This window comes from Leclercia sp. 1548, from assembly GCF_050435045.1.
In the GTDB taxonomy this organism is placed as follows: Bacteria; Pseudomonadota; Gammaproteobacteria; order Enterobacterales; family Enterobacteriaceae; genus Enterobacter; species Enterobacter adecarboxylatus.
The window spans coordinates 435,701-456,833 of sequence record NZ_JBNDJP010000001.1 but is presented as its reverse complement, the minus strand read 5'-3'; the positions used below and the strand labels follow the sequence as shown (position 1 = coordinate 456,833).

Sequence of the window (21,133 nt, the reverse complement as noted above, 5' to 3'; positions counted from 1 at the left end):
GCTGGTGGCTCTATCAACTGAGGATCCGCTATGGATGAACGCACCCGCAAATTAGCCCAGCTCAATGCGCACAATGAACAGTGTATGACCGAACATAAAGCATGGGAGGCTGCTGGTTTCAATCATGCCGCCAAACCGCCGGCACGGCAGTTTCCTGACGATCTGCACGCTATCCAGTGCGGAGCCAGGACGAGAGCCGGAACGCCCTGCAAACGGACCGATATCCATGCCAACGGCCGGTGTAAGTATCACGGCGGTATGAGCACCGGAGCCAGAACGGAGGAAGGGAAGGAGCTGCAACGGGAAGGGTATCGCCGCTGGCTGGAGAAAAAGCACCGGGCTGATACTGGTACGCAGTAAGGTACGCAGCGAAATCGCGCATTATGGCTGCGCACTATTTAAAACCAATTCCTGAATGACTTGTTAATGGCATCCCCTATGATATAAAGATATGCATATTCTTTATGGATGTTAATATTATGAATTTAAATAAAAAATTTGTTTCTGGGATGTTTTTAATTATGGCTGTTTCCATGCCCTCATTAGCGAATACTGTTTACAAGGCGGACGAAACTCATGCTGTTCATTTCCAAAAAGGAAAGAGCGGTACGTCAGTAAATGGGAGAGTCACCGGGAATAAAAATGTTGATTATACACTGACTGCCAGAAAGGGGCAGTTAATGGCTGTGAAGATGGATAGCGCATGGCCACATCCGTTCTTTACAGTATTCGACCCTGCCGGAGCTGTAACCTTCGATGGTATGAGTGATGGCGATTCATTCTCAGGCCGACTGCCATTGTCAGGGAAATACATTGTGCGCATTTACCAGAAAGGGAATGCAAAGGATGCGGGAGAAACGCACTCTTTTAAATTAACAATCACCATAACAAACAAAGCATCTGTATAGTCTATACCGCCTACGGGCGGTTTTTTATTGTCATCGCAAAGGTTATTCCATTGCACAGAAATCATATAAAATCAATAAATTAAAAGGTTGTGTTCTCTAAAGTCTCCCGCCCTAAGCGAAGGGTATATGTAACACGAACATTTCCTTTGAAGGATAATTGATTATCAAATAACTTAAGGGTTTAATCAGGCATGAACCAATCTGGAGTATGTTAAATGTTTAAGATTTTTAGAAAAAAAAGTGTGAAGAAAAAAGAAAACACCCAACGCATTAGACCATATTTTTCACATCCTGATATCAACTCCGATAATTTAGGTGAACGGAATGAGTCAATCGTTTCATCGTTAAGCAATCCCGTAAATCCTCTTGGAGTAGCCTTTGTTCTGGATGAGTTAATTGATGTTGAGTGCATAAATGATGGTAGTAGTTTTATAGATAGCTTTAATGCCTTTAATGAAATGGATCTTGGTATCGTTGCTCAAAGTGACGAAAACATTGATGTCACAATTGATTGTGATACAGATTGATAACTTAAAATCGCCATCTCCATGTTTAGAGGGAAGCTGCACACTATCTGCCGTTTGTTTGATGCTAAAGCTGCGCAAATACTTAACGAATCCTCACGCTCAAACTGCACAACGTGATGCTGTTGCCTCCGTGCAGAACCGCCTACAAACGCAAGTCAGGTAAGAGCTGGTGGCCTGAATCCACACCTAAGAGATCCCCCTCAAACTGCGCACAGATCTGCGCAAAGTTGCGCACAGATCTGCGCAAAGTTGCGCACTGCGCAGTAACCCGCAAACTGCGCAAATTTGCCTTACCCCATGAAGGGGTGATAATAGTTGACATGCGCATGCGCAAAGGCCTGTCTGGAGTGCTTCAGATAACTTCAGGTGCGCAGCTATCTGCTAGGGAAAACTAGGTGTCTGCGCGGTACCCTGTTAGTAATTGTTAGTGCGCAACGCCTGTTATGGATTGTTATGGTTGCGGCGGGCCTGATGAATATCCAATGTGACGCTGGCAGGGAGGCGACAACCAGTAGCACTTAATGTCTGCTTTGAGCGAGAAGCGGACGTTACTATTTTTAGCAGACACCCTGCATTTCAAAGTGCAGTGAGTGCCTGCTAATGATTACGTACAATTCTGATAGCCCTTGAAAAATACCTTACAGCCGTCATTCGTCATGCCCTAGCGTGATTGATAATTCAGGGAATGCCGTGGCATCAGCAATAAGTTGTTGACCTTTGGCAACGATACCCTCGTCCGCATCTTTCCCAGCTACCCAGCTACCCAGCGTCTTGGCGGCTGTTCCATGTCCACAACAGTGACAAAAGCGGATATCCGGAGCGGGTTGACAGTAAAAGCGAAGAGTATTCGGGAAGCAATGTGGGGTGATAAGGTAGGTTGTAACACATAAGGAAAATAACACAAAAAACTTTCTTTTGTAATACACATTATTTTAGACAGTCTAATTCTTTCTAAATTAAGAAAAAATAATATTCAATACGGGCAAACCATTTGGAGAGTCATGAATGAATTGTAAAACAGCAAAGTTATGCCGTTATGAACTCATAAGTTTATCATTGATATTCAATAAATTGCCTTCTTGACTCATCATCCTCAAGGTACTCAAAAGAAAGTAGACGAATTTTGGTAAGTTTATAAAACCATTCGCAATCGTTTCGCTGAATATTATCGCCAGGTTTGAAACATATGCCTGATGCTTCCCGAATAATCGCATATTTGCCATTACTAAACCTGACCCGGTGGATACAGAAAGGTTGACCGGCCTGCCCATGACAGCTTTTCGAAAGGATATGCCCTTCTATAAAGGAAGATTTTTTAGATTTCATTATCATACCCTCGTCAACTGCAGGACAGGAGAAATATTGTCATTTCCCGGCATCACTTACGTTAAGTGGCAGAAAATGCTCAGCCGCCGATACACCAGCATTCTGATAGTCTGAAAAACAGCTCGCAGGCAGGACACGCCAGAACCGCATCTTTTCTTGGTTTACCTGCTTTCTGATCGGCTCTGTATGCGCATACCGCGCAGGCAATATGAACCGGTCTTTCTTTAAAGTGCCTGAATCCTTTTGTATAAGACATAAATAAAATACTCTGAGGAATACACTAATTATTATACGCTTTACTATAAAAACAGCCGGGTTAAGTTATGTTGATTTATGACTGAATCAGGATATCAGACAGTTAAAAATGAACGTCCGATTTATGATATAATACCCTTCCATGAGAAATTTATGATGAAATCAGAAGACACCCTTGACTGGTACCCGTCCCAGCTACCGCCAGTAAAAATTATTCTTGGCGAAGCCGTGCTGGCTGTGGGTAAACAGGGCCGACCGATTAATACCCGAACCTTGCTGGAATACCTTCAGGTCATGCAGGGCAGGCAAAAAAAACGGGATGACAAAATTGCCATGCAGACAGCGATTGACGTTCTCAGGGATAATCAGCGCATTAACGGCAGACGTTAATGCACGTCCGGAGTCATTGTCAGTTCTGAATGATCTCAACCGTATGGTTTTGTCCATCATCCCGCAGCGGTATTCTGTCATCAGGGAGGAGAACACCATCCAGTGTAACGCGATATTCTGCGTCGCCGCGAGAGACACTAATCAGATAATGGCTTTCGCCATATTGATAGGCCATAGAGAAAGCCGGCCACGCATCCGGCATCCGGGCATGAACAGTAAAGTCAGCACCGGAACGTTTTATCCCCAGTAATTCCTCAGTAAGTAAACGCCAGGCCCAGCCTGCTGACCCGGTATACCAGCTCCATCCTGCACGTCCGGTATGGGGAGCAATGCTGTAGACATCAGCACTCATGACATAAGGCTCCGCTTTATAAACCCCGACCGAGTCCGCATTCAGGGTATGATTTATCGGGTTAATCATTGACCAGAGTTGCCAGGCGCGTTCGGCATTCCCCATTCGGGCAAATGCCATCACGGCCCAGATAGCGCCATGAGTATACTGCCCTCCGTTTTCCCGTACACCGGGCAGGTACCCCTGTATGTACCCCGGATTTGGACCATGGCCATCGAAAGGCGGCGCTAACAGTTTTATCAGTCTCCCCTCATTATCCACAAGGTGCTTATCCAGCGCCTGCATAGCCTTTGCGCACCGTCCCGGGTCTGCGGCCCCGGACAATACAGACCAGCTCTGCGCAATCGCATCGATCCGGCAGTCCTGAGAGGCTTTCGACCCTAGGGGAGTACCATCATCAAAATACCCGCGCCGGTACCATTCACCATCCCAGGCATGGGCTTCGAGATTGCTTTGCAGACGCAGGGCCTGTGCACGGCACATCGAGGCGACATTCTCATCCATCCTGCGCTCCGCCAGCGCTGCAAACCGCTGCAAAATATCGTACAGGAAGAAGCCCAGCCAGACGCTTTCACCTTTGCCTTCGATACCCACCTGGTTCATCCCGTCATTCCAGTCACCTGCCCCCATCAGCGGCAGGCCGTGCCCCCCGAACCGCTGTCCATACTGAAGAGCTTTGACGCAGTGTAACCAGAGTGTCTCTTCGGTGCCGCTGATGACCGGCGTGTCATAGACTGACTCTTCACCCGGCTGAAGCGGCCGTCCCTCAAGATAAGGAATGCGTGTTTCCAGTGCATCCATATCCCCCGTCGTTTCAACATAGTGGCAAACAGCAAAAGGAAGCCACAGGTAGTCATCGGAACAGCGGGTACGCACACCGTTTCCGTGTGGCGGGTGCCACCAGTGCTGCACGTCACCCTCGATAAATTGCCGCGATGCACAGAGCATTATCTGTTCACGCATCCGGTCCGGAGCAGCATGGCTCAGTGCCAGCGTATCCTGCAGCTGATCGCGAAAACCAAATGCCCCACCAGACTGATAGTAACCACTGCGGGCCATAAGACGACAGGCTACTGTCTGATACATTAGCCAGCCATTAACCAGTAAATTTACGGACGTGTCGGGGGTGTTAACCACAATTTTATCGAGCATATTGTGCCAGTGGATATGAACCCGGTTCAGCGCCTGGCGGACCGCATCTTCGTTCATATAATGGGCAAGCGCCTCCTGAGCGCGAGCATGATTCTCAGCAGCGCCAAGGATGAAAATAAAGGTCCTCTGATCGCCGTCGATTAATTTGACGGCCGATTGCACCGCCCCGCAGGGATCCTGGCCGGCGCCCGTCTTACCTGATAGCCTGAGCAGTTTCATCGCAGACGGGGCGTGCAGCGAGCCGTTGCGACCGATAAACTCCCGGCGGTCACCAGTCAGCGAACAGTCATTACCGCTGACGGCAAAAAATGCTGTACGGTCACCGCCGTTATCACCATAAAAGTTGTTCGCCAGTACCCCGCAGCCGCCAGGAACACTGGCTGCCTGTGTCACAATGTGAGGAGCCGAGCGAGGTCGGGATTCACCCAGCGTCCACTCCACATAGCCAGTTACGGAAAGTTTGCGTGTCCGGCCCGACGTATTACTGAGCGTCAGGAGTGCAAGTTTAACCGGCGCGTCTTCGGCAACCAGAACAGTCAACTCGCTGTCTATACCGCTTTCACGATGGGCAAAGACGCTGTAACCAAAACCATGGCGCGTCAGGTAATCACCGTGTCCGCGAACAGGCAAAACCGTTGGCGACCAGTACTCACCGCTCTCTTCATCGCGCAGATAAAACACCTCGCCGCTGCGATCGCTCACCGGATCGTTCTCCCAGGGTGTCAACCGGTATTCATGCGCATTTTCATACCAGGTATAGGCCTGTCCCGCCTCTGAAATCACACTGCCAAAACGGGAATTTGCCAGTACGTTTGACCATGGTGCCGGTGTCAGCGCATTTTCCCGCAGGACAATCTGATACTCCCGACCATCCTGAGAAAACCCACCGTATCCGTTGAAATGTTGTAACTGACCGACATAAGGATTCCACTCCTTGTGCTGATTACGTTCCCGGACTGCGTGAGGTACGAATGCTCTGGCCGGAGGTTTGAGAGTATGAATACGCTGATTAAGCTGCTCACCAATTCCACCTGCACGATCATCAAGATAAAGACAGGCCACGCTCATCAAAAGCAACTTATCTTCAGCGGAGAGATGCTCGCCATTACGGACAAAAAGCCCACCCGTTTTATCCAGCAGACTGGCTTCAGCCCCGGCATAAATTAACTCCATAATCTGATTTTGTAATCCCTGCTGATAACCGCCGGGACTGTTATTGAGGATCACCAGATCCACCTCCAGCCCTTTCTGTCTCCAGTACCGGTGTGCCTGAATCAGAGTGGTCACGGCAGCGATACTTTCTTCGCTGGTAATACTCAGCAGCACTATCGGCAGATCGCCTGAAATTGCCCAGCCCCACAGACCGGACTGACCGCGACGGTTGCGGCTGATCGCCTGTCCCTCGACTCGCAGCTCTTGGACAGGGTAAAGCACTGCACTGGCGAGACGATTAAACAACGTGGCATCATCTTCACTGGCATTCATCTGACGTAATACCACCTGACTGTGAGACCTGGCCAGTTCGAAGACGCGATCAGCGATAGGGTAATCGCGGTATTTTTCCAGCAGAGCCAGACTTTGCTGACGGGTCTCGCTGATGCCATAAATGATATCAATCGTGACCGTCTGCCCCGGCTGCATAATGATGGCATGGCGTATCGCCAGTACAGGATCCAGTACTGACCCCGACGTGTTACTAAGCGCTCCTCCAGCCTCTATTGCCAGGGCATCAGCAGGACTTCTGCCACGGCCAAGAAATTTTGCCCTGTTCGTTTCAAATGAGACGGTATGAAGTGTATCGCCATGCACCACCATCATGTGAAACAAGCAAGGACTCGGTTCATCCGGGGTGCGCGGGCGCCGGTGGCAAAGAATAGCGTCACGCTCAGGTTCAAGTTCAGTCTGAATAAACAGATTGCTGAATGCCGGGTGTGCCAGATCGCTGGCATCAGGAGCCAGTACCACTTCGGCATAGGTTGTCAGCTCCAGAGAGCGGGGCTGGCGTCCACGATGAATGAGTGTGAGACGTCGCAGTTCAATGTCATCTTCCGGGGAGATAACAATCTGAGTTTTGACGCTGAGTCCACCAAAGGTACGTCTGAATTCAGCACTCGCATCGGTGAATATTACTTCTTCTTCGTGTTCGCTGACGTTGCCTGTCGGCTGCCAGGTATTGCTCCACACGTTGCCCGTCTGCATATCGCGGATATAGCAGAATGCTCCCCAGTTATCTCGGGTGGTATCACTGCGCCAGCGTGTAAGAGCAATATTATTCCAGCGACTATAACCGCCACCGCCTACCGTCAACATCAGATGATATTGGCTGTTGGACAGGAGCTGAATATCCGGAGCTGGCGTGTCCACCCCATTGAAAATGCGGGGTTCATAGCGAACGGGTTTGACTCTGCCCTCATGAGATTCAAAATGACGACGTGGGCTGTAGAGATCGAGCGCATCCGGCACGCGCTCCTGTAACAACAGACTCGCTGAACGGAAGGTCGTACTGGACATAAATCGCTCAGTCATGGGGGCCCCAAGCAATACATGGGCCAACGCCTGAAATGCCATGCCCTGGTGATGCGCCATCCAAGACTGAACCACCGCATAGAGCTGACCAGATGCGAGGCGTGAGGGGGTATAATCCAGCGCTTCATAAAAACCATATTCGCCGTGCGAGCCATTTTTTTGCAGCCTGAACAGGTTCTCACAGGCTTTCTGTGGAGAGACCATCAACGCCAGCAATGTGGCATAAGGGGCGACAACCATGTCATCAGCAAGCCCCCTGCGCAGACCGAGGCCCGGCACGCCAAAGGCCTGATACTGATAATTATACTGAACATCAAAAGCATGATAACCAGACTCTGAAACCCCCCAGGGTACCCCGCGTTCTTTCCCCCAGTGGATCTGGCGCATAACTGCCGACTGACTCATCTCATCGAGTAGGCTACCAGGCCAGGTAGGCATTACAAGATTCGGCATCAGGTATTCAAACATGGACCCGCTCCACGACATCAGGGCAGTTTCATTATCAATCGTGGTAAAGAGTCGACCCAGCGCGTACCAGCTTTTAAGAGGAAGTTGATTAGTCGCAATGGCAAGAAAACTGGTCAGGCGAATTTCAGACGGCAGGAGATCATAGTGGCTCTTGTCAGGCGTATTTGTGTCACAGTTATAACCAACACTGAGCAGACTGGTTGCTTCGTTGTACAGGAAGGCGAAATCCATCCGGGCATGTTCATCCAGCCGCTGTTCAAGCTCGGTGATAATATTGAGTCGCATCCGGGCCTGCCCCGTCGCTGACGCAGAGGGTGTTTCTTTACCGGTAAATGTCTCCCGGGCAAGCTCGATCAGCGTCGGCAGCGTTTGTTTGTTCCAGGATGCAGGTAACCAGCCAAGCAGCAGCGACCACTCATGGCAAAGCTGAACCAGCTGATGCTCCAGATGTCCTGCCCAGCGCATCTGAAGGGGGGCTCCATGATGACATTGCGTGGTCAGATGGTTGCTCTGGGTGCGCATGTTTTTCAGCTCGCTGAAAAATGCCTGCGGAGAGAGCGACACCGCGAGCAGGCAGTGTTTGCGCAGCAGCCGCAGGCTGTCCGGGGGATTCTGACCCCACTGGTTTTCAAGAATACCCAGCGTATCGTTCAGTCCTTCCAGTATTTGTTGGCTGTTTAAAACAGGCTGATGACGCATGGCGGACAGCCCTGCACGCAGGGTCAACAGATGCCCCGCCAGGTTGCCGCTGTCAACACTCGAGATGTAGCGTGGGCTGAGGGGGGCTAGCGTACGGGTGTCATACCAGTTGTAGAGATGGCCCCGGTAGTGCTCCATTTTATCCAGCGTGTCGAGCGTGAGCGACACGCGCCGGAGCACCTCTCCGCCGGGCAGATAGCCAAAGTCCCATGCCGTCAGGTTAGCCATAAGGGAAAGGCCAATATTGGTAGGGGAAGTGCGATGGGCCACCTTCGGTTGCGGTAGTTCCTGGTAGTTATCAGGCGGAAGCCAGTTCTCTTTTTCTGTGGCAAAGGTTTCAAAAAACGCCCAGATTTCACGGCTAGTCTGGCGTAACAACTGTTTTTGTTCCTGATTTGGCGAAAACACCTTACGCACGGGCTGGCGACTCAGCCAGCTCATCAGCAGCGGTGCCAGACACCATAACATACCGATCAGCAACGCAATTCCCAGCAGTTGTGGTGCAAATTGTCCGGTCAGTATTATCAGCGTCACGCCACAGGCTACATTCAGCCACATCGCCTGATAAAACCGCGCAAAAGCGGGTGTGGACTGATTGCTGTCGTGGCTGTGAACGACCCACTGGCTGAGGCTACGCCTGCTGATCCCCAGTCGCCATAGCGTCACGGCAATCGCCTTCAACGAATATCCGGCTTCGTGTGGCAGTACCGCAAAATTAATCCCGATACCTGACAAACGCTTCAGCGCGCCCGCCCCCACCAGTAACAGATGCGGCTTCAGGCGGCGACGCAGAGGTTTATGCAGAAGATCATGGGCAATGCAGAGGATGGCTGGTAATAGCCATATCAGTGAAAGTACGCCCAACCAGTAAACCGGATTAGGTACCCCAAGCAGGGTAAAAAACAGCAATACCAGTAAAGAGGGGGCGACCAGACTGCGCCGCAGATTATCAAGTAATTTCCAGTAAGAAAGCGCGGTCAGCGGATTCCTGTCCCGGGTTCCATCGGCTTTTCTGACGCGTGGTTTCAGCCAGTTAAGCAGTTGCCAGTCGCCCCGGATCCAGCGTGAACGCCGTGCAACATCCGACAAATAATTATTAGGGTATTGTTCGTAGAGCAACACCTCACTCAGCAGACCCGAACGGGCATAGCATCCTTCGAGGAGGTCATGGCTGAGGACCAGATTTTCCGGGCAGGTGTTGGCGGTGGCCTGCATAAAAATATCAACATCGTAAATCCCTTTGCCCACGAACGATCCTTCCCCAAACAGATCCTGATAAATATCCGAAGACATCATCGAATAGGGGTTATTGCCCGGTATGCTGCTGCGCAGCGCTGCGTAACGGCCCTGACCGTTGAGTGGTATCTCCTCTGCAAGGCCGGGTTGCAGAATGCCGAATCCTTTGACAACCCTCTGGCTTACTGGATCATATACTGGCGTATTCAGCGGATGTGCCATTGCCGCGACCAGTTTGTGTGCCGTATCGCGCGGCAGCAACGTATCACTGTCCAAGGTAATAACGTATTTAATGTGACCTGGTAAAAGGTGGGCAGGCATGTCTGCTACGCTGACGAATTGTGTCCCCGGATGGCGTAACCAGCTGTTCAGTAACGCCAGCTTTCCCCGCTTGCGTTCATAGCCCATCCAGGTTCCTTCAGCGGAGTTCCATTCAGGCTGGCGGTGTAGCAGATAAAAACGTGGCCGCTCGGAGGGATAGCGGCGGTTCAGCGCCTGCGTATCGGCGATCGCCTGTCTCAGCAGTATGTGACTTTCTGGCGAGGGTTCATTTTCAGAATCAGCGAAGTCAGTGAGCAGCGCGAACCTGAGATTTTCGTTTTCATTCCCCAGCCAGCAGACTTCAAGGCTGGAAAGGAGCTTACTGAAACTTTGGTGGCTGGTCAGCATGCAGGGGATGACTAACAGGGTGGCGCTGTCAGCGGGAATACCGGTTGAAAAATCCATTCCCGGCAACGGGCGAGGAACACGAAAACGGGTGGTTGCGTCACTGAGTAAATCACTTATTAACTGAGTTAAAGCGATAATCAAAAGCAGTATCACTGCAATCAACAGCCACTGTGCGCCCTGCATGGCAGTTTCGTGCAAAATTGCCGCGGTTGTTGCGGTGGTCAACAACGCCAGGCTTCCAAGCCATGACAGCAGGGTTATTCTGTTGAAACTGTGCCGCAAGCTTATGAGCCTTGAGGTATCTGCCAGGATATGAATTTCCAGCGCCTGTCGACCTTCGCCTGCGAGATAATAACCAACATGATGTTCCGGTGTATCGGGAGCATTCTTTCCTGACAACCGCAGTACTCTGTCAGCAACCTCTGGCTCGCTGAGACCACTGTCTCTGGCCAGGACCTCAACAACGTGTCGGTAATGATCCCGGGTATTGAAGTGCATCCCGGGGTAGATCCCGGCAGGATCATTGCGTAAAGCCTGTTCGACGACACTTATCGTTTCGGCGAAATCAGCCCAGTCCGTTTCACTCAGTAACCGCAGACCCGCGATGCTGTTGCTGACAGACAGCTGGCTGGCGGCAAGCTGTTGATTAAAGTTATGTATGAGAACGTCGGAGGTGATCCCCTGTTCCCGAAGGCTCTGTTCAACCCAGTTCAGAGGTAACGACAGCGCGTTACCATGCCCCTGCAGGCGCCGCACCAGTTCGGCGACAAACGCACTGGTTAAAGGAGGCCGGGAGCGTGCCATATCGGCAACTACCATGATTAAATCACCAGGCGCACTCTCGGCGCATTCGAAAATCCTTGTTATCCACGTATCGGCCAGATTTCTGTCCTGCTGCGCTTTTACCACTTCCACGCTTATACGACGGAGATTTTCTATCAGCGCCAGGCGCAGCATTCCCGGTAATGCCCAGACTTCACCTAATGTCAGAGGTGTTACCTGTTGATAAGCTGTGAGATAGCTGGTCAGACTGGCGGCATCCCAGCGGCCATCACCGTGAGCAATTGCCTCTGATGCAATGTTGTAAATTCGTGGGCAATTCAGCGGCGACATCAGCGACGGGAGTCCTTTACCAAAGCTTTTTGGTAAGTGCTGGCGGACAGTGCGTATCTGTTCTTCAATCAGATAGTAATTGTCCAGCAACCACTCTCCGGCGGGCATGATACTGGTCTTTTTACCTGCGTTAAGCTCATAGCAGTTTTGAGTGATGATAGCCTCATTGTCGCCAAGCCTTTTCAGAAGATAATAAGGATGTTTATCCGGTGATAATTTATGGGTTCGCGCCAGCTTCTGACCGTAGCGCTCCATCTGGGCGGTCGAAAAGAGTTCTAACCGCAGAGGACTTTCACCGGCAGGATCGTTCGCTGAAAACGTTACGTTTTCAGCAGCATTCCTCGGAATACGGGAGCGGTTAAACCACGCTTTCGGGTTCATTTTCATAGCATTGCTCTGATGCAACGTTAGCACGCAGGAGCAGTTGCGAAATCAGTTCAGAAACGTTCTCTCAGGATGGGCGTCAGGCATCAGGGATTTAACAGCTGCCGGAATCTAACATAAGTATAGGACATGGGCTCTGATCTGCGGTTGTGGTCGAGCTAGCGTCGGGAGATAAACAGAGCTTTACATCCGGGGCAAAGCATGGCTTGGTTGAGTCGGATTTTTGACAACGGTTGTGCTGATTTTAAGCCACAAACAGGACAGGCAGCAGTGGCAGTAGACGCACTGCTGAAGAGTTTCATTGCGTAATTGATAACAGACATGACCATTAACCTTTCAATGAATGAGCTTCACCGTATCACATATGGTTAAGTTTTAATCTATATATTTTGAGGCACAGCAATTCAGGAAAGATAAATGTTCGCAGCCACAGGCCCCCTGGTACCGTTGATCCGGCAAAATTCTATGCGGCTTCCTGGGATGATGAGTAATTCTGATTCGCGGGAGTTAACGGCTGAAATGTGAAGCAGAACGTCTTTTCGGCCATCAGAGGGGATGATGAGGCCTTTACCGCTGAGAATGTCAAAACTTTTGACAATTCCTGTCATTTTATGGGACAAGGCAATTCCTTATTGAAAACACGTAAATACTATACATTGAAAATAGCACGCTGCCACTTTTAATTTCCTTGTGGGACCTCTGGACGGCTAAAATATAATTTGCTTATTATTATTTACCGTGCCTTAATGAATCCCATCAGTTCAATGTACAAACGAACGTTTAACATTTTCGGGAAGTCCTCATTACCAGGCGCTATCTCTGATATCCCTCCTTTTGAGTCCATACGTTTAATACGATATGTTTACTATCAATACAATCATTAATAACGGGAGTCAGTATGACCTCAAGAATTAAAGGTCTGGTAAAATGGTTTAACGAAGACAAAGGTTTTGGCTTCATCTCTCCTCTTGATGGCAGTAAAGATATTTCTGTCCATTTTTCTGCGCTTGATGGCGACAACTTTAAAACTTTATTTGAAGGACAGAAAGTTGAATTCGCCGTTCACAGCGGTGCCAAAGGTTCTGCTGCTGCAAACGTAACACTTTGCGATAAATAAAACTTTGTGGATCTGCGACAACGATGAAGGATTATTCCTGAGTAGACAGACCCATAAATTAAATGTGATAAAAGCCGTTTAATCCTAATATCAGGTCAGCATATTTTTGCATATGTATGAATGTGCTGACCGATTTGATAAGGTACAGGCCTGCTGCATGAAAAGCCTGAAATAATAAACTAACTCATCTTTAAATAATAAAATAATCCGGATCCCCGGTAGCTTCCGAAAGCATCATGCCCTTGATTTTAACTTAATGGTATCTGTCAGCGAAATTACTGAGAGAACAGGGTGATGGAAAAGATTAACTGCGTCATGGCGGAATATGATAAAAGTCCTTGTTTTCTTTAATGCCGAATCCTGTAAAGTCATGACCGTTCTGGAGGGTATATCCTCTATCCGGCAGGAATATCCAAACGGTGATGAAACACATCTTCGGATTATGTCCGCTGGCTTTCCTTCCTTAACCGGCGATCATGGTGTTGTTTACGTGGCTTCTGACAAGGAGTTAACGTCACAGGAAATACTCGATGCTGCCAGAAAATATTTATAGAAATTCCATGACGCTCTCTGCTTCATGTTTTATTGCGTACCTACCCTATTTATAAGATACGAACAAAAAATAAGTAAAAAACTTTATAGCCTGCTAACCGCAGGTTTTTTTTTACACATTCTTTTTTAAAAATCACTGCCAAATCATGAAGTCACTCTTAGTGCACTGACAAAATGCCAATATCCTTTTATCTCTCCCCCTTCATGCTCTTTTGCCTCTATGATGAATCCTCCTGAGAGGCAGAGATAACTAATCTGATGACTTTTGTAATGGAATGTTCATCATGCACAACTAAACCAGCGAGTCATGGAGAGATACCCAAAGGCCTACCAGGCGGTACGCGAACCCGGATGGGATCAACCTGATTGAGACGTTCTGCGGCCCGCTGATCGCAGTGATCCTGTTCCTGATCCCCGCCTACCTGATCTACACCCGTACTGCGCTGACGCAGCTGCGTGGCGTGACGGTATTTCTTGTGGTACTGGGAGGCATGGCAACGCTGTTCGCGTTGCTATGGCCGTTAATTTAAGACAGAACCATGACACTCCGTTCATTGCAGGCATTACGGATTGTCCGGGATTTACTATCAACTGAATAGGGAATGTCCGCTTCTGGCACGAAGAAGACCTTTGAGCCGTGCCCAACACCTGAGCAGGGTTTTTCATTCCACGCACTGTTACTTGCGGTCGTATTGATTGGATTTTTTTCTGTTCCATTTGCTCAAGCGATTCGCTATTTAAGCACCTACTGCTGGTTGTTCATGAGGTGGGGTAAACATTAAGGCTGGTATCCAAACGCGTGGTATCCACACTGGTATCCACCAGTAAGGTACCGGCCGACAGGATACCTGTGGTAGGTAACCAGTGCCAGTAACCAGCCTATATGGTTGTCAAACACGAGGTTGCCAGGGCGGTTGCCACCGAAGGGCGGTTTCCAGTGGCGAGATTTCCATAGAGGTTTCCAGCGCCAGCCAGCGAAGTATCTCCTGGCAGACATTACAATGCTGATCACCACCAGCAGGGAGATAAACCATGACGCCACGCGAAATAGAGTTACTGACCATTGCCAAGCTCGAGCATGACGGCCACCAGCTCGAACCGGTAGAACTGCGGGAACTGAAGCGCCAGCTGGAAGAAGGGGCGGCATTATCTCGGCGACACCGCGAAATGATGACCGGCCCTGCATACCGGTGGTGCAAACCAGCGCCACGACGCGTGAGGTGATCAGCTCTAAACCAGCACCAGACCATTCCTGTAGTGGTGGATCCCCCCTAACTTCAGCATAAATAGCGTTTTTTAAGTGGCGTGTTGGTTCACGGCCTCTTTTTGTTGGTTCAAAAGTGGGGTGTGTCGGTTCATATTTTGGAAATAATTCTTTTGAAAACAATCATCTCTAAAAATTGAACCAACTGAACCAACTGAACTAACGCTTTTTAAGTACACGTGGAGTAAAACGGTTTAGTGGGCAGGTGTATTATATGGCGAACTACTCTATTGGATGGCATGAAAAACTAAGCGAAGGGGTAGCACTACTGCTTAATGTGTACCCATGAGTGTACACAAAATGTATTTATCATTACGAAGTCCTTTGTTGGTGAGCCTTACATCCGTTATTGATGATTCATTTTATGCATCATAACGGAGCGCTTGCGCTCCGTTTGTTTTAGGGTGGTGCAGATAAACAGGAGTGTGTGATGAGCGAAAAAACCGTTACCTTTGGCGACAATATCCTGCTTCCGGCCATTGGCCAGGGCACCTGGTATATGGGCGAGAAGGCGAGTCAACGCCGCCAGGAAGTGGATGCCCTGCGGGCAGGTATTGAACGTGGACTGACGCTGATTGATACCGCCGAGATGTATGCCGACGGCGGCGCGGAAGAGGTGGTCGGCGAAGCGATCGCTGGTCAGCGCGACAAGGTATTTCTGGTCTCCAAAGTCTACCCGTGGCATGCCGGAGGGCAAAAAGGCATGGCCGCCTGTGAAGCGAGCCTGCGCCGTCTTGGTACCGACCATATTGACCTGTACCTGCTGCACTGGCGCGGAAATTTTTCTCTGGCCGAAACCGTCCAACTAATGGAGACGCTGCAACAGCAGGGCAAAATTGGCCGCTGGGGCGTGTCGAACCTCGATTATGCGGATATGCAGGAACTTTGGCAGGTGCCGGGCGGGCAGGCCTGTGCCACCAATCAGGTGCTGTATCATCTGGCCTCGCGCGGTATCGAATATGATCTGCTGCCGTGGTGTCAGCAGCAGTCGATGCCGGTGATGGCCTATTGCCCGCTGGCTCAGGCCGGGCGGCTACGCACCGGGCTGTTCAATCATCCGGTGGTGAATGCGGTGGCAAAAGAGTACAACGCCACGGCGGCCCAGATCCTGCTGGCGTGGGTGATCGGTCACCGCGGGGTGATGGCAATTCCGAAAGCGTCATCAATTCAACATGTGGAAGAAAATGCAGGCGCGCTGGCGATTTCTCTGTCAGCGGAGGCAGTAATGCAGCTGGATGCTGCCTTCCCGGCGCCGAAACAGAAAACGGCGTTAGACGTGGTATAAAGCGAGCGTAATGCCCTCTCTGCATGGAGAGGGCAAGGGCAGGGGATTAACGTTTCACAATGTGAATAGTTTGTCCCAGACGCGAAGGTTTTTCTTCGGTCGCGGTTTGCGGTTCGCTGACACAGGCGGTTTCAACGCAGACGAAGGTTTTATAGCCATCATCCGGGATGTCACCCATGCTTACCGACAGCGCCGGGCCAGGGTTCCAGCCCACCACGTTGCTGTGGTGATGATGGATCACTTCGATAGCGCGGTTCAGCGCCGTATCTTCGATGACGCTGCAGGCTTCCGGGTTCAGATAGACACGGTCGGTACGATCCGGGAAGGTCTGTGAACCGTCGTTCAGTTTCCCTTCTTTCGCATTATCCACTTTATCGATAAAGGTATCGCCGAGACCATTCACGGTTACGGCAGCGATATCGCCGACGTTGAAATAGGTGTGCAGGGCAGAGGTGGTCTCAAATTCACCGTGGGCTTCCAGTTCGATCTCACAGGTTTTACCCAGCTTGAAGCGGGCGTAAAGGGTGAAGTCGTGCGGCCACAGCTTACGCGTCTCGTCATCGCTTTGCAGTTCAAAGGTCAGCACCACGCCGGACTCATCTTCGTTGTGGGCTTGAAGCGTCCATGGCAGGTTGCGGGCAAAACCGTGTGACGGCAGACCCTGCTCCTTAGACGGGCCAAACCACGGCCAGCAGATTGGCACACCGCCACGGATCGCTGCCCCTTTTTTAAAGGAGGTGATGTCGCTCAGCCACAGCGCTTCTGCTTCGCCTTCTGGCTTCCAGGAGAGCAGGTGTGCGCCATGCAGGGCAACGGAAGCCTGCACCTGTGGATGTTCGATCACAATCACTTCGACATCATCAATCTGACGACGGGAGAGCACAGGGGTAAGTTGTTCGACTACCGGAAGTGCAAAAATTGTTTTAATCATTACGCAATCCTCTGTCTTTAATGCCATAAAAAAAGGCGACCGAGGTCGCCTTTTTGGATCAGAATCTCATCTCACTTATTTGGAGATGTGAGCGATCAGGTCCAGAACTTTGTTAGAGTAACCGGTTTCGTTGTCGTACCAGGAAACCAGTTTCACGAAGTTGTCGTTCAGTGCGATACCTGCTTTAGCATCGAACACGGAAGTGCACACTTCGCCGTTGAAATCGGTAGAAACAACGTCGTCTTCGGTGTAACCCAGAACGCCTTTCATTGCGCCTTCAGAAGCCGCTTTGATTGCTTTCTTGATTTCTTCGTAGCTTGCTGCTTTTTCCAGACGAACGGTCAGGTCAACAACAGATACGTTAGGAGTTGGAACGCGGAACGCCATACCAGTCAGTTTACCGTTCAGCTCTGGCAGTACAACGCCTACAGCTTTAGCAGCACCGGTAGAAGATGGGATGATGTTCTGAGCTGCGCCGCGGCCGCCGCGCCAGTCTTTGTGAGACGGGCCATCAACGGTTTTCTGAGTTGCGGTGGTAGCGTGAACGGTAGTCATCAGGCCTTCAACGATACCGAAGTTGTCGTTGATAACTTTAGCCAGTGGCGCCAGGCAGTTGGTGGTGCAGGATGCGTTGGAAACGATGTCCTGGCCAGCATACTTCTCGAAGTTAGCGCCTTTAACGAACATTGGGGTGTTGTCTTTGGATGGACCAGTCAGAACAACTTTTTTCGCGCCAGCGGTGATGTGCTTACGCGCAGTTTCGTCAGTCAGGAAGATACCGGTTGCTTCAGCAACAACGTCAACACCGATTTCGTTCCACTTCAGGTTAGCTGGATCTTTTTCAGCAGTAACACGGATGGTTTTGCCGTTGACAACCAGGTGGCCGTCTTTCACTTCAACGGTGCCGTTGAAACGACCGTGAGTTGAGTCGTACTTCAGCATGTACGCCATGTATTCAGCGTCTAACAGATCGTTGATACCAACGATTTCGATGTCAGAACGTTCCTGAGCAGCACGGAAAACAATACGGCCGATACGGCCAAAACCGTTGATACCTACTTTGATAGTCATATATTCCACCAGCTATTTGTTAGTGAATAAAAGGTTGCGTGTAAAATTACAAAAACCTTACGCAGCGTCAAGCGGAATCGTGTCAATCATTGCGACAAATCAATCCTTCGCATTACCTTTGCTCGATTGACTCACCTCACATTCCCTCGGAGCTAGCACCCATATGGGGCCTGCGCACGGAATTTTAAAGGGCTGGTCGCATAAAAATGTGGTCTAGATCACATTTGGCCGAGTGCCTTCCGGCAACGAGTAAGTTTAGATCAAAAGTTCATACTTCAGTGTTAATGTTTTGTTAGAATCGAGGGTAAAAGTTGTCTGTTTCAACTGCGAGATGTAAGCCTATGTCGAATCAACAAAACCCCGATGACCTGAAAAAAAACCTTACCGAAATGCAGTTCTACGTAACGCAAAATCACGGTACGGAACCGCCATTTACCGGGCGTCTGCTGCATAATAAACGGGATGGCGTATACCACTGTCTGGTGTGTGACGCTGCCCTGTTTAACTCCCAAAGCAAATACGATTCCGGTTGCGGCTGGCCGAGCTTTTATGAACCGGTCAGCGAGGAGGCGATTCGCTACCTGACCGACAACAGCCACGGCATGCAGCGCATTGAGATCCGCTGTGGAAACTGTGACGCGCATCTCGGTCACGTCTTCCCGGACGGTCCTCAGCCGACAGGCGAACGTTTTTGCGTCAACTCTGCCTCTTTGAGCTTCACTGATGACCAGAATGGCGACCAGATGAAAGGTTGAAAAATCGATTCAGCAAATTATTCCTTTGGAGTCGGATTTAACATGAATATTGAAGAGATGATCAAGGGCATGACGCCGGACGTATACCAGCGTCTGGTCACGGCGGTCGAGCTGGGAAAATGGGCTGATGGCGTGGCGCTGACGCCGGAGCAAAAAGAGAACTGTCTGCAACTGGTGATGCTGTGGCAGGCGCGCAACAATACAGACGCGCAACACATGACCATTGATACCCAGGGCCAAATGGTGATGAAGAGTAAGCAGCAGCTTAAAGAAGATTTCGGCATTGCGCCGAAGCCGATCGTCACGCAGAAAGTGCATTAATGCTCTACCGGATAGCGGTTTTGAGGTAAAAAAAACGGTAACCCAGGTTACCGTTTTTTTATCTTCGAGCCCTTTCCCTGTGGGAGAGGGTGAGGTATCAGGCCGTAAAGAATCCAAGGGATTGTCGGCCGGGTAGCATAGTGCTACCCGGCCAAATTGGTATCAGGCCTGCGTCTCCTGCCAGTCTGCCAGCGTATACAGCGTGGCGCCTTCCGCCGCCATATCCATAAACGCCTGCGCGCTGTCCTGGCGCTGGATATTGACCCCGCGACAGCCGTCGGTGATCACATTCACCCTGTAACCCAGCTGTAGCGCATCCAGCACGGTGAATTTAACGCAGTAGTCGGTTGCCAGGCCCATCACAATCAGCTCCACGATTTCGTGATGGCGCAGCCACTGATCCAGCCCAGTTTTCTGCCGATGACCGTTATCAAAGAAGGCGCTGTAACTGTCGATGTTCGGGTTTTCCCCTTTCTGGAAGACGGCGTCAATGGCTTTGCTGTTCAGCAGAGGATGCAGCTCTGCGCCCTCAGTGTTCTGCACACAGTGATCGGGCCAGAACGTTTGCGGCAGGCCATCCAGCTCGCCCTGGGTGAAAGGCTCGACCTTGTGCTGGCTGGCAAAGCTGCCGTGATCTGCCGGATGCCAGTCCTGGCTGGCCACCACCGCTTCGCCGCGGGCTTTACACCACTCAATTAAAGCGTTGGCGATATCCACCGTACTGTCGCCTTCAGCCACCGCCAGCGCGCCGCCGGCACAAAAATCATTCTGTAAATCGACCAGTAACAAGGCTCGTTGTTTCATGCAGACTCCTTATTCGTCTGGCGTCAGTTCGCCACGCAGGTTTTGCATCATCGCGGTGCGAATCGACTGTACGTCCAGATCCTGACTCAGTAAGTAGTGAAGTTTAGTCAGAGTGGCTTCTACCGTCATATCGAATCCGCTGATAATCCCCGCTTGCGCCAGAGCGTTACCGGTGGCATAGCCGCCCATATTCACCTTGCCCGACATGCACTGGGTCAGGTTAACGACCACGATCCCACGGCTGCTTGCCTCCTGAAGCTCCTTAAGGAACTCGCCGTTTTGCGGAGCATTGCCCACGCCGTAGGAGCGCAGGATCAGCGCTTTTACCGGCTGGCGGAGGAAGTTACGCACAACATCGGCGGAGATGCCGGGATAAATCGTCACCACGCCTATCGGCTGCGGGGTAATAGGATGAACCACCAGCTCGCCCGTAGTATGAGGGGCGGGGGGCGTACCGAGGCGGCGAATATGAATCCCGGCTTCCAGCAGCGGAGAGAGGTTCGGCGAGGCAAAAGCATCAAAGCCATCCGCATGCGCTTTGGTGGTACGGTTGCCACGATACAGGCGGTTGTTAAAGAACAGGCTCACTTCATTAATCGGGAAGTTGGCGGCCACGTACAGGGAATTGAGCAGGTTGATCTGCCCGTCGGAACGCAGCTCCGCCAGGGGGATCTGCGAGCCGGTCACGATCACCGGTTTACTGAGATTTTCCAGCATGAAAGAGAGCGCCGAGGCGGTAAACGCCATGGTGTCGGTGCCATGCAGGATCACGAATCCATCATACTGATCGTAATGCGCCTTGATGTCGTCGGCGATATGTTGCCAGTCTTCCGGGGTCATGTCGGAAGAGTCCATCAGCGGGTCATACTCGTGAATGGTGAAATCCGGCATCTCCGGGCGATGGAACTCAGGCATTAACGCCAGCTGGCGTTGCAGGTGACCCGACACCGGGATATAGCCGTTTTCCGAGCGCTGCATACCGATCGTACCGCCGGTATAGGCCACATAGATTGATTTCTTTTGCATCA

19 protein-coding genes and 1 pseudogene are annotated in these 21,133 nt (G+C 50.8%); 11 read left to right on the top strand and 9 right to left on the bottom strand.

Annotation, left to right across the window (positions count from 1 at the left end; all coding sequences use genetic code 11):
- Positions 1 to 30 precede the first annotated feature (30 nt).
- From ABIE02_RS02290 to ABIE02_RS02280, 3 genes are all read left to right on the top strand, one after another.
- On the top strand, positions 31 to 360 hold the full coding sequence (locus ABIE02_RS02290; RefSeq protein ID WP_336994727.1) for an HGGxSTG domain-containing protein: 330 nt from the start codon (positions 31 to 33) through the stop codon (positions 358 to 360).
- 119 nt (positions 361 to 479) lie between these two features.
- Entirely contained in the window at positions 480 to 908 is a 429-nt protein-coding gene (locus tag ABIE02_RS02285) for a DNA breaking-rejoining protein (protein ID WP_336994726.1), read from the top strand.
- Between the two features lie 215 nt (positions 909 to 1,123).
- Positions 1,124 to 1,435 (top strand): hypothetical protein, encoded by a 312-nt coding sequence (locus ABIE02_RS02280; protein WP_059308187.1) that lies wholly within the window; start codon positions 1,124 to 1,126, stop codon positions 1,433 to 1,435.
- A gap of 1,053 nt (positions 1,436 to 2,488) precedes the next feature.
- On the opposite strand, the gene ABIE02_RS02275 is transcribed toward ABIE02_RS02280, so the two are convergent.
- Together ABIE02_RS02275 and ABIE02_RS02270 are read right to left on the bottom strand one after the other, a co-directional pair.
- On the bottom strand, positions 2,489 to 2,761 hold the full coding sequence (locus ABIE02_RS02275; RefSeq protein WP_174521482.1) for a hypothetical protein: 273 nt from the start codon (positions 2,759 to 2,761) through the stop codon (positions 2,489 to 2,491).
- A 79-nt stretch (positions 2,762 to 2,840) separates the two neighbouring features.
- Entirely contained in the window at positions 2,841 to 3,017 is a 177-nt protein-coding gene (locus ABIE02_RS02270; protein WP_419720652.1) for a YnfU family zinc-binding protein, read from the bottom strand.
- Positions 3,018 to 3,172: 155 nt separating this feature from the next.
- Here ABIE02_RS02270 and ABIE02_RS02265 point away from each other — a divergent pair, with 155 nt between their 5' ends.
- Complete coding sequence (locus ABIE02_RS02265) at positions 3,173 to 3,406, top strand: hypothetical protein (protein WP_032992301.1); 234 nt, start codon at positions 3,173 to 3,175, stop codon at positions 3,404 to 3,406.
- A gap of 19 nt (positions 3,407 to 3,425) precedes the next feature.
- Here the strand turns inward: ABIE02_RS02265 and ABIE02_RS02260 are convergent, their stop codons facing one another.
- The 3 genes from ABIE02_RS02260 to cspF form a co-directional block, all read right to left on the bottom strand.
- Positions 3,426 to 12,008, bottom strand: coding sequence for a GH36-type glycosyl hydrolase domain-containing protein (locus ABIE02_RS02260; protein WP_429211233.1), 8,583 nt, complete (start codon positions 12,006 to 12,008; stop codon positions 3,426 to 3,428).
- A 155-nt stretch (positions 12,009 to 12,163) separates the two neighbouring features.
- Positions 12,164 to 12,328, bottom strand: a complete 165-nt coding sequence (locus ABIE02_RS02255) for a YnfU family zinc-binding protein (RefSeq protein ID WP_217266360.1) — start codon at positions 12,326 to 12,328, stop codon at positions 12,164 to 12,166.
- A gap of 81 nt (positions 12,329 to 12,409) precedes the next feature.
- On the bottom strand, positions 12,410 to 12,625 hold the full coding sequence (gene cspF / locus ABIE02_RS02250) for a cold shock-like protein CspF (protein ID WP_313163868.1): 216 nt from the start codon (positions 12,623 to 12,625) through the stop codon (positions 12,410 to 12,412).
- Between the two features lie 278 nt (positions 12,626 to 12,903).
- Here cspF and ABIE02_RS02245 point away from each other — a divergent pair, with 278 nt between their 5' ends.
- The 5 genes and pseudogenes from ABIE02_RS02245 (at position 12,904) to ABIE02_RS02225 (ending at position 16,223) form a co-directional block, all read left to right on the top strand.
- On the top strand, positions 12,904 to 13,122 hold the full coding sequence (locus ABIE02_RS02245) for a cold shock domain-containing protein (RefSeq protein WP_059308183.1): 219 nt from the start codon (positions 12,904 to 12,906) through the stop codon (positions 13,120 to 13,122).
- Between the two features lie 325 nt (positions 13,123 to 13,447).
- Positions 13,448 to 13,675: a hypothetical protein gene (locus tag ABIE02_RS02240; protein ID WP_059308182.1), complete on the top strand. Its 228-nt coding sequence runs from the start codon at positions 13,448 to 13,450 to the stop codon at positions 13,673 to 13,675.
- A 337-nt stretch (positions 13,676 to 14,012) separates the two neighbouring features.
- A pseudogene (locus tag ABIE02_RS02235) lies at positions 14,013 to 14,204 on the top strand (AAA family ATPase); the annotation flags it as partial.
- A gap of 502 nt (positions 14,205 to 14,706) precedes the next feature.
- Positions 14,707 to 14,898 (top strand): hypothetical protein, encoded by a 192-nt coding sequence (locus tag ABIE02_RS02230; protein ID WP_059308181.1) that lies wholly within the window; start codon positions 14,707 to 14,709, stop codon positions 14,896 to 14,898.
- Positions 14,899 to 15,368: 470 nt separating this feature from the next.
- Positions 15,369 to 16,223 (top strand): aldo/keto reductase, encoded by an 855-nt coding sequence (locus ABIE02_RS02225; RefSeq protein ID WP_032617685.1) that lies wholly within the window; start codon positions 15,369 to 15,371, stop codon positions 16,221 to 16,223.
- Between the two features lie 46 nt (positions 16,224 to 16,269).
- On the opposite strand, the gene ABIE02_RS02220 is transcribed toward ABIE02_RS02225, so the two are convergent.
- The gene (locus tag ABIE02_RS02220) at positions 16,270 to 17,154 is read right to left on the bottom strand and encodes a D-hexose-6-phosphate mutarotase (protein WP_059308179.1); all 885 of its coding nucleotides are present in this window, start codon (positions 17,152 to 17,154) and stop codon (positions 16,270 to 16,272) included.
- Positions 17,155 to 17,229: 75 nt separating this feature from the next.
- A complete protein-coding gene (gene gapA, locus ABIE02_RS02215) occupies positions 17,230 to 18,225 on the bottom strand; it encodes a glyceraldehyde-3-phosphate dehydrogenase (RefSeq protein WP_032617687.1) in 996 nt (331 codons plus the stop codon).
- Positions 18,226 to 18,566: 341 nt separating this feature from the next.
- Between gapA and msrB the strand changes: the two genes are divergently transcribed.
- Together msrB and ABIE02_RS02205 are read left to right on the top strand one after the other, a co-directional pair.
- Positions 18,567 to 18,980 carry a peptide-methionine (R)-S-oxide reductase MsrB gene (gene msrB / locus ABIE02_RS02210; protein WP_077226407.1) on the top strand — a complete coding sequence of 138 codons (414 nt, stop codon included), beginning with the start codon at positions 18,567 to 18,569 and terminating at the stop codon, positions 18,978 to 18,980.
- A gap of 42 nt (positions 18,981 to 19,022) precedes the next feature.
- Positions 19,023 to 19,301: a YeaC family protein gene (locus ABIE02_RS02205; protein ID WP_032617690.1), complete on the top strand. Its 279-nt coding sequence runs from the start codon at positions 19,023 to 19,025 to the stop codon at positions 19,299 to 19,301.
- 162 nt (positions 19,302 to 19,463) lie between these two features.
- On the opposite strand, the gene pncA is transcribed toward ABIE02_RS02205, so the two are convergent.
- The gene (pncA, locus tag ABIE02_RS02200) at positions 19,464 to 20,105 is read right to left on the bottom strand and encodes a bifunctional nicotinamidase/pyrazinamidase (RefSeq protein WP_144837644.1); all 642 of its coding nucleotides are present in this window, start codon (positions 20,103 to 20,105) and stop codon (positions 19,464 to 19,466) included.
- A 9-nt stretch (positions 20,106 to 20,114) separates the two neighbouring features.
- Positions 20,115 to 21,131, bottom strand: coding sequence for an asparaginase (ansA, locus tag ABIE02_RS02195; RefSeq protein ID WP_032617821.1), 1,017 nt, complete (start codon positions 21,129 to 21,131; stop codon positions 20,115 to 20,117).
- Between the last annotated feature and the right edge of the window lie 2 nt (positions 21,132 to 21,133).

What these genes read in the sequence shown, in the direction of transcription:
- ansA (WP_032617821.1), bottom strand. Translation starts at nt 21,131, where the DNA reads ATGCAAAAGAAATCAATCTATGTGGCCTATACCGGCGGTACGATCGGT.
- msrB (WP_077226407.1), top strand. Translation starts at nt 18,567, where the DNA reads ATGTCGAATCAACAAAACCCCGATGACCTGAAAAAAAACCTTACCGAA.
- ABIE02_RS02225 (WP_032617685.1), top strand. Translation starts at nt 15,369, where the DNA reads ATGAGCGAAAAAACCGTTACCTTTGGCGACAATATCCTGCTTCCGGCC.
- ABIE02_RS02265 (WP_032992301.1), top strand. Translation starts at nt 3,173, where the DNA reads ATGAAATCAGAAGACACCCTTGACTGGTACCCGTCCCAGCTACCGCCA.
- ABIE02_RS02270 (WP_419720652.1), bottom strand. Translation starts at nt 3,017, where the DNA reads ATGTCTTATACAAAAGGATTCAGGCACTTTAAAGAAAGACCGGTTCAT.
- ABIE02_RS02245 (WP_059308183.1), top strand. Translation starts at nt 12,904, where the DNA reads ATGACCTCAAGAATTAAAGGTCTGGTAAAATGGTTTAACGAAGACAAA.
- ABIE02_RS02240 (WP_059308182.1), top strand. Translation starts at nt 13,448, where the DNA reads ATGATAAAAGTCCTTGTTTTCTTTAATGCCGAATCCTGTAAAGTCATG.
- ABIE02_RS02275 (WP_174521482.1), bottom strand. Translation starts at nt 2,761, where the DNA reads ATGAAATCTAAAAAATCTTCCTTTATAGAAGGGCATATCCTTTCGAAA.
- ABIE02_RS02255 (WP_217266360.1), bottom strand. Translation starts at nt 12,328, where the DNA reads ATGTCTGTTATCAATTACGCAATGAAACTCTTCAGCAGTGCGTCTACT.
- ABIE02_RS02205 (WP_032617690.1), top strand. Translation starts at nt 19,023, where the DNA reads ATGAATATTGAAGAGATGATCAAGGGCATGACGCCGGACGTATACCAG.
- ABIE02_RS02220 (WP_059308179.1), bottom strand. Translation starts at nt 17,154, where the DNA reads ATGATTAAAACAATTTTTGCACTTCCGGTAGTCGAACAACTTACCCCT.
- ABIE02_RS02230 (WP_059308181.1), top strand. Translation starts at nt 14,707, where the DNA reads ATGACGCCACGCGAAATAGAGTTACTGACCATTGCCAAGCTCGAGCAT.
- ABIE02_RS02260 (WP_429211233.1), bottom strand. Translation starts at nt 12,008, where the DNA reads ATGAAAATGAACCCGAAAGCGTGGTTTAACCGCTCCCGTATTCCGAGG.
- ABIE02_RS02285 (WP_336994726.1), top strand. Translation starts at nt 480, where the DNA reads ATGAATTTAAATAAAAAATTTGTTTCTGGGATGTTTTTAATTATGGCT.
- ABIE02_RS02290 (WP_336994727.1), top strand. Translation starts at nt 31, where the DNA reads ATGGATGAACGCACCCGCAAATTAGCCCAGCTCAATGCGCACAATGAA.
- ABIE02_RS02280 (WP_059308187.1), top strand. Translation starts at nt 1,124, where the DNA reads ATGTTTAAGATTTTTAGAAAAAAAAGTGTGAAGAAAAAAGAAAACACC.
- pncA (WP_144837644.1), bottom strand. Translation starts at nt 20,105, where the DNA reads ATGAAACAACGAGCCTTGTTACTGGTCGATTTACAGAATGATTTTTGT.
- gapA (WP_032617687.1), bottom strand. Translation starts at nt 18,225, where the DNA reads ATGACTATCAAAGTAGGTATCAACGGTTTTGGCCGTATCGGCCGTATT.